General features: G+C 38.1%; 5 protein-coding genes. 1 reads left to right on the top strand and 4 read right to left on the bottom strand.

Annotation, left to right across the window (positions count from 1 at the left end; all coding sequences use genetic code 11):
* Positions 1–427 (top strand): group II intron maturase-specific domain-containing protein (locus EGI31_RS22030; RefSeq protein ID WP_310586239.1); only part of this gene is annotated, 427 nt, incomplete at its 5' end.
* 64 nt (positions 428–491) lie between these two features.
* Here the strand turns inward: EGI31_RS22030 and EGI31_RS22025 are convergent.
* The 4 genes from EGI31_RS22025 to EGI31_RS22010 form a co-directional block, all read right to left on the bottom strand.
* Complete coding sequence (locus tag EGI31_RS22025; protein ID WP_255039353.1) at positions 492–1,151, bottom strand: VOC family protein; 660 nt, start codon at positions 1,149–1,151, stop codon at positions 492–494.
* Between the two features lie 240 nt (positions 1,152–1,391).
* Positions 1,392–2,987, bottom strand: coding sequence for a tyrosine-type recombinase/integrase (locus EGI31_RS22020; protein WP_255039352.1), 1,596 nt, complete (start codon positions 2,985–2,987; stop codon positions 1,392–1,394).
* Between the two features lie 3 nt (positions 2,988–2,990).
* A complete protein-coding gene (locus tag EGI31_RS22015) occupies positions 2,991–3,329 on the bottom strand; it encodes a single-stranded DNA-binding protein (protein WP_255039351.1) in 339 nt (112 codons plus the stop codon).
* Positions 3,330–4,188: 859 nt separating this feature from the next.
* The gene (locus tag EGI31_RS22010; RefSeq protein WP_255039350.1) at positions 4,189–7,251 is read right to left on the bottom strand and encodes an ELWxxDGT repeat protein; all 3,063 of its coding nucleotides are present in this window, start codon (positions 7,249–7,251) and stop codon (positions 4,189–4,191) included.
* Positions 7,252–7,376 lie beyond the last annotated feature (125 nt).

The raw sequence follows: 7,376 nt of genomic DNA, 5'->3' as shown, positions 1-7,376 counted from the left end.
AGCAAGTATCAAGGAAGTAACACGCAAAACTGCACCATTGAGTTTCGATGAACGTAACACAAAACTGAAACTACTGCAACGAGGATGGGTCAACTATTTCAAACTTGGAAATATAGGCAGCAAACTCAAAAGCATAGACAGTTGGACAAGAAACCGTTTACGATATTGCATTTGGACAGACTGGAAAAAGCCAGAACGGAAACGTAAGAACTTGATACGACTGGGAGTTCCACCAAGTAAAGCCTACCAATTTAGCAGAACCCGAAAAGGAGGATGGGTAATAGCCCAAAGTCCTATAATGGTAACAACTATCACACTAGAACGCCTAAGAAAAAGGGGATACGAAAGTATGAACGATTACTATGAAAAGGTAAGTCCGATGTTTAATGAACCGCTGTATACGAGACCCGTACGTACAGTGGTGTGAGAGCCTCTCCCTGCTAGGGTTTCCTAGTGGGGCAGGCTACTCGATTAGCGGTAGTTTTTATTTGTCAATACTTGATTCTCAGATTTAGTTCGTCAATTTTTTTTGTCTGTGCATTTTTATTGTTGTCAAATGTTAATGTTAAATTGTTAGTCTCTGAAGAAGTGAATTTTATCTTCTCTTGTCCTACAAATTGTTTAATGAACTCGTCTTTTTCGTTATAGTTCTTAATTCCAAACTCAACTTTGGTTAAGTTTCTAAGTCCGTTTTTATGGTCTGTTGGTTCTGTTTCATTCTTCTTTTGCCCTTTGAAAGGAAGTCTAAAAGTCCAAGGCAAACTTATATTTTGTTCATTTGTCAAAACGTCAATACTTAATCCGCTTGGAAAATATGCAGGTTGATATTTAAAAGCCTTTTCAAAAAGACTTTCGGTTTCGTCTGTGTTTACAATACAAAGTCCAAAAGGCGAAAAGTTGGTTAATTTATAGTCTGCTCTTTGCCAAAGTCCTGTTTGCTTAGTTAACTCACTTCTAAGTTCTTCTTCATTGTGAACCCAAAGTATTTCTAAAAAGAAGTTGTCAAAATAGAATTTTCTGTTTGTTGTACCTTGTCCAACGTGAACTCTACTACTACCTTCTGTAAAACCAAATTGTACGAGTTCGTTAGCAATTTTTCCGTTGTCGTCAGTGAAAATAAAGATATGGTCTATATCCATTTTTGAACTCATTTTTGTCTGTAATGTGTCGTTCTAAAATTACCGCTAACGAGTATGTTTACGCAATACAATTTTGGAGTTGCGTAGATATCTCAATTGTATTTGATTGAATTGTTTTGGTATTTAATTGATAATTAGGGTATTGGGTGAGTTTTGGTAATTGCGTAAATATTTTTTTCATCTTAGTGGTGTTTTATATATTTTGTAGTTTTCAAAGATAAATTATTTTCTGTTTTATTCAAAATATTTATTTTAGAAGTCAAAATAATCAATTGGACTTTTAATTTGGTCAAATCCTTTAGTGGTTATATGGGTGTAAATTTCAGTGGTTTTGGAGCTACTGTGACCAAGAAGAGCTTGTATATATCTAAGGTCAGTGCCAGATTCTAATAAATGAGTGGCAAAACTATGTCTTAATGTATGAACGGTTGCATTTTTCATAATGCCGGTTAAATCCTTTGACTGCCTGAAAATAGCCTGAATGCTTGTGGTTGAATATTGCTCACCCTTTTGTCCTTCAAAAAGCCATTTCTTAGGTTTGTATTCTTGTACATATTCTCGTAATATCTCTAATGTTTTTGTTGCCAATAAGGTGTATCTATCTTTTTTTCCTTTGGCCTGCTCTATTCTTATTTGCATTCTTTCTGAATCTATGTCTTTGACTTTCAGATTTATGGCTTCACCTATTCTCAAACCAGCCGAGTATATTGTCATAAGAATAGCCTTATGCTTGAGGTTTTTTGTGTTCTTTAATAAAGCTTTGGTTTGTTCGAGGTTAAGTACCTCAGGCAATGTTTTTTCTGTTCGAGGTCTGTCTAAATGGTAAAAGGTGCGTTTTCCGCCCAATACTTTTTCATAGTAAAACTTTATGGCATTGATGGTGGTGTTTTGTACGGAGATAGATATTTTTCGGTCTTTTACGAGATATCTGATATAATTTATTATCAGTTCTTCGCTAATTTCTTCAAGGGTTTGGTCTGGATAGTAATTTATAAACTCTACAAAGGCGTGCTTGTAGGTTTTGTACGTACTTTCTGAGTATCGCAGTTCTAGCAATTTCTGAAGGTACTCCTCCGGACATGCCTTGGTTTTTGGTATAATGCTCTTGATAGGTTGTTGTTTATCAGAGGGTTCTTCTATATATTTAAATTTTTGTTTTTCGGTTTCTGCTATATTTCTAAGGTCTGATACATACTTTTCGTTGTAAGGTATGCTCCATGTTTTGGTTTTTTGGTCGTATTTGAGATACGGAAATTGCTTGAGCTTCCGTACCACTTCTTTGTGGTAGTCGACGGATATTTTTAAGCGGTTGTTTGGTGTCCGAACGGCCAAGAGTTCGTTTTTGGCTCGGTCGTAGTTTTTTTGGTTTATGGCTATGGTTTCAGTTTGAATTTCTTCTAGGCTGCTTATTCTTTCACCAAAGTAATTCTTGAGGTTTTCAAGATTTTGGCCAAAATTGGGTACTACCCAGCAGTAATTGGTTTTGTGCCATCTGCTATATTGTATTCCTCTGATGTACGCAATGTCTTCTGTGTTTTTCGGTAATATGATATAGATGAGCCTAGGTAGCACCACTATCTTTACATTTTCTGTATTTTCTTTGGTGAGGATGGGTGCGGTTGTTTGCTTGTCCTTTTCTAATGTTTCATTTTTGGTATAAACGGCCTCAGGAAACATTTCTATGATCTTTTCAAATACGGCCTTTTTGTAAGGTGCAAGCCAAGCTTTGTGGGTTCGACTCCATACGATTTCTATTTGCTGCCTGAGTAAGGCTGTAATGGATGTGTCGTAGGCAAACTCCAATTTTATTCTATGATCGTTTCGGTGAAAGATTTTGGATAATTTCATTCTTTAGTTGTTAGGTTTGTCAAGCATCACCACGTTTTCGCCAATTATCTCGGTCACGTAGCGTTTTTCTCCTCGTTTGTCCTCGTAGTTTCTTGTCTTTATTTTTCCTTCAAGGTACACCATACTGCCTTTATGCAAGTATTTTTCGGCAAAATCTGCAAGTCCTCTCCAAAATACGATATTGTGCCATTCGGTTTGGGTTTGACTTTGTCCGTTTGAATCTCTAAATGTTTCGTTAGTACCTAAGCTAAATTTGGCCACTTTTACATTGCCTTCGAGGTTTTTGATTTCTGGGTCATCACCAAGGTTGCCAACCAGTATTACTTTGTTAACTCCTTTCATTTGTTTGTGGTTTAATGTCTTAATTATTTCTAAAGTAAATATAATAAAATTGCTTTTTCTGATACCAAAAACTTCAATTTTTGAGCAGAGCCTTACAAGATTTATCGGTAACACCTTATTTTCAAATTCGAGAATTTCAAACACGAATACGCGAAATTTGAATACAATTTACTGAAATTCAAACACAAAATCGTGAACGGAACGCCGCCTGATTAGAACAGAAAATCGTCGATTTTGAACACGAAATCGTCAACTGTGAATAGAAAATTGCCAATGTTGAATAGAAAATCGTCGATTTTGAACACGAAGTCGTGAAAATTGAATAGAAAATCGTTGATTTTGGATAGAAAATCTGCAAACTTGAATGCCAAATCGGGAACGGAATATCGTCCGATTCGAATAGAAAGTCTGCTGCAGAATATCGTAGGATATTAAAGGCTGAATTGTATAAACTTATTTACCTTTTGCCTCCGATACTTTAATCACTTAAACCTTAAAAAGTTCTAATAGATGTTTCCAAGTTCTTCGCAAATGTTTAAAAGTTCTTATTACATGTTTGCAAGCTACTTACAAACCTTTAAATGTTCCTATTACATGTTTGCAAGCTTCTTACAAACCTTCAAAAGTTCCTTTTACATGTTTGCAAGCTTGTTACAAACCTTCAAAAGTTCTTATTACATGTTTGCAAGCTTTTTACAAACCTTCAAAAGTTCTTATTACATGTTTGCAATCTCTTAACAAATGTTTAAAAGTTCTTATTACATGTAGATCCGTCTATACTAAGCTTACAACCAGTATATTAATATTAAAAATTATTACCTGTCAAACTTTTTAATTTACCTCTTTCATTCGAAATCCTTCAATCTTGAGTGGCATATACGCAACCTTGAAGGCTGGTTTGGAACACCGTTTGTGGGTTGGTTTGGAATCCCGGAGTTAATAAGATATTATTTGATGCACTAAATATATGCCGAGTTGAGGCTGCGAGATTGGCAGAGCTCTGTACCATATCCATAGCGTAGGTAGTAGCAGTGGCATTTTGGGCACCCGATACTTGAGCAATGTTAGGACAAATTCTGAATACATGTAGCTGATTTTTGAATTGAGCATCTAGATTGCTCACTATAATCAAATCTCCCAAAAGTTGCATTTCTGAAAGGTTTGACGATTGGTTACCACCTCTTATATCGGCAACCAGCCGCTTTGAATTGGTTTCCGATTCTATTTTGAAGAGTTCGTTACTGGTACTTGGTGTGTATCCAGACATGTACACACCGTAATCTGAGCTTATTGCGTAAGTGCCGTCGAATTCAGACAAGTAAGTAGTGCCAGACTCTGTTAAGTCTGATTTAAAAAGACCCGACTGCGTGCCGTTGTAAGCATTAAAATAGACATGGTTATTATATATTGCGAATTGTCTAGAGTGCAGCTGATTTCTAGGATAGCCGCTGGCGTTTGGGTCTAAATCTATTATCATATTGGTACCTGCTACAGTACCGTCTGATTTCCACAGTTCGAGGCCGTGGGTACCGTCATCACCCGTAAATACCAAGTGGGTGTTTAGAAAATTTGTGAGCATATCGGGCTGTGAAGAGTTCATTCCGAACACCTTTAGCTTGGTGGTTGTGGCCGCTGTGCCTTCAGTAACATATAAGACAACGCCCTCTGAAATTGAATAATAGGAGAAATAGAGCTTGTTGCCTACAACCCTGCTAATTGGGAAAACTTCTAAGGTATTGTTTCCTGGCTCCAAATTATCCAGTAGAAACACATTCCCAATGGTGCCATCATTGTAAAAAACCTCCCAGCCATGGGTGTTGTGATAGCCCATAAAGAACACCTTGTTGTTTACAGCACCTAAGAGTTTGATAGGCCTATAGTCATCTGGAATAGAGGCATCTGGGGCCCCAACCTGAGTGGTTCCGGCTGCCGTTCCATCGGTTCTATAGAGCTTATTGGCATTATCAAAATATAAGAATCCGTTCATTTCAAATCCCGAGGTAAAGGAAGAAAAATGGTTGTTTCCTGAAAATATAAGTACGGGATTGGCTGTCCCGTCGGTACTCCAAATATTCCGATCTTCAAAAATCAATAATTTGGTGTTGATTTTAAATATTTTATGAATAGCTGTACTGGTTTTGTAATGACTGTAAGTGGTCGGGTAAAAACTATAACCTTCAGTGGCCGGATACCTGTTTATTTCAAATGGAATTTTGGTTTGATTGGTTTTGCCATCCGTTACCCATATTTCTCTGCCCAGTTTACCGTCTGTGGCTGTGAAATACACCTTATTGTTTAGAACCACTTTTTCTTTAAAAAAATCAAAGTCAGCAGAGTTTTGCTGCGTGTTCAAATCTTTTACGAGGGTGAAGGTGGTTCCGTTGGTTTTGTAAAGCTCATAGCCATAGGTGGGATGAAAAGCACTGAAATAAAGGTTTCCGCCAGAAACTTCTATGGGGTAAAAATTGCTAAGGCCCTTGGCGGGGTCTATGTTTACCATCTTGATGGGCGTGTTGCCGTTTAGCGTGTAATAACATTCTGCAGCGGTGTCTGAGGTGTCTGCTATAAAGTACAACCTATTCCCATACATTTTCATGTAGGAATAGGAGCCATCGGCCGATCCTGGCTTAAAATCTCTTACCATTTTGGTAGTAGCCCAGTTGCCATCGGTATACCAAAGCTCCTTTCCATTAACATTGTTATTGGCCAAGAAGTACATCCGGCCATTTCCAGTGGGGATAAATTTCCTTTGGTTGGCTGCTGTTGGAAATGGGTTAAAAGTAGCAGAAGGTACAAGGTCTGCTACCAAGTAAGCAATCATCGGAATTGAAGTATTGACCAGAAACAATCGGCGTTCGTTTGCCTCGAACTCTGCAGTAAGATAAAGAGAATCTCCAGATACCGTCAGATCATCCGCGTTCAGAACATTTCCGCCGGTGTTCATACTTGCAAATTGCGGATAATTAATAGTGGAACTGTTCTCTATATACATCAGATTGGTGAATGATTCATTAATAGTCAAGTAAATACGGTCCTTGAATTTCTTGAAGTTTCTTGGGGCATTGTATCCGCCAAGATTGTTGGTGTTGGCTTCGCTGCCGTCTGAGAAGTACAGTTTGGTCACGCCCGTTGGAAATGAATTGTCAAAAACTGATAAGTACAAACCGAAGTCGTTGGCAATTATAGTATTTCTGTTGCTTGTTGGCGGAGCAGAACTGCCTGTTCCCGGAACAATGTCTTTTACCATGGTTGTACCGGCTGTGGTTCCATCCGTTTTCCAAAATTCACTTCCATGGGTACCATTGTTGGCAAAAAAATAAACGTTATTATTGAAGACCGCAAAACCAAATGGGTTCGAGGAGCCGACCCCGGGGTTAATATCTTTGAGCAATATAGTACCAGCTTGCGTTCCATTTGTCATCCATAATTCCTGTCCATTGGTAGGGTTATAGGCCGAAAAAAAAGCCAAAGTGCTACTCCCAACCATTAATACGGTGAGGTTCTGAATAAAAGGGTCTCCGCTTCCAGGGTTGATGTCGGCCAATCTAAAAGTACCTGCTTGGGTACCATCGCTTACCCATAATTCATGGTCATAGTTTTGATTGGCGGGAGCTGCTACTATCAGAGCTTTGTTGCCGAATGCTTTCACTGCATTTAATGAAGCGAAATGAGGAAAGGGCCCAGTAACAGGAGCTCCTGTTGCAGCGGTTATTTTGGTAGTGCCGGCATCTGTACCGTCGGTTTTCCAAACACGTACTTCGCCATTGGTTGGTTGCCCAGCTGTAAAATATAATGTACCGTTGGCATCCACTCCATATCTTGGACTTGAGCTGTGATTACTGGTTTCGAATATTTTTAAAAAAGATTGTGCGTTGGCATTAATAGCTACTGTTAGAAGAAATAAGGAGAGATTTTTTTTCATGTAAGGGTCACATTTGATACCAAAAGTAAATTCAAAATGTTCTGAATGTTATCCTCGTTCTCCGCTATTTCAAGAGTTTTTTATTTTGCGGTTTTTTATATGTAGGCCACCAAAGTATTTATGAT

The organism is Lacihabitans soyangensis (assembly GCF_024343775.1).
Taxonomy (GTDB): Bacteria; Bacteroidota; Bacteroidia; order Cytophagales; family Spirosomataceae; genus Leadbetterella; species Leadbetterella soyangensis.
This window is presented reverse-complemented; position numbering and strand designations above follow the sequence as displayed.